This is a genomic window from Aeromicrobium sp. PFPM2_SD2, from assembly GCF_057364525.1.
The window spans coordinates 1-570 of the sequence record NZ_JBNFNZ010000803.1; the positions used below are offsets into that span (position 1 = coordinate 1).

The following is a 570-nucleotide window of genomic DNA, read 5'->3' on the forward strand; positions in this document are numbered from 1 at the left end:
CGGCGCCCACGGCCAGCCCCGAGCGCGGTGCGCGGCACCCGCATCTCAAGCAGCGTCGCCTTGTCGGCCGCCGCCGCGTCGCCGGCCGAGGAAGACGTCCCTCACCAGACCGAGGTCGATGTCGCGGCTGCCGAGCGCCAGGCTCATGACGCACACGGCGAGCAGGCCCAGCACGACGGCGACGAGACCCGCGACGAGCAGCGACGCGCTGCGGTGCCGGGGAGCCGTCTCGGTGCGGCCCGGTGCGGCGGTCCCGGCACGGGACGGCACGGCGGTTCGGCTCACGGGCGGCACTCTCGGTCGGACGGGCTCAGCCCGGCCAGCCTAACTTAGGCTCGGCTAACCGAAGAACGGAGCGTGACCCACGTCGTCCTCCCGCTGCCAGGATGGGCCCGTGGTCGACGACGCCGAGATCGAGCTCGCCCTGGACGAGATCCGGGCCGTCGCGCGCTTCGCCGCCCGCTGCGCCCAGGACGTCCTGCCGCTGTTCGAGGACGTGCACCCGGACGACCCGCGTCCGCGTGCCGCGCTCGAGGCGGCGTTGGGCGTTCGCCGACGGCGACCCGCGCA

The 570-nt window shown here is 75.3% G+C and carries 2 protein-coding genes; one reads left to right on the forward strand and one right to left on the reverse strand.

Annotated features, from left to right (window positions below; translation table 11 throughout):
- Positions 1-45: 45 nt before the first annotated feature.
- The gene (locus AC2W7G_RS18205) at positions 46-285 is read right to left on the reverse strand and encodes a hypothetical protein (RefSeq protein WP_485869671.1); all 240 of its coding nucleotides are present in this window, start codon (positions 283-285) and stop codon (positions 46-48) included.
- 109 nt (positions 286-394) lie between these two features.
- Here AC2W7G_RS18205 and AC2W7G_RS18210 point away from each other — a divergent pair.
- Positions 395-570, forward strand: a 176-nt coding sequence (locus tag AC2W7G_RS18210; protein ID WP_485869672.1) for a putative immunity protein, incomplete at its 3' end; no start/stop codon positions are given.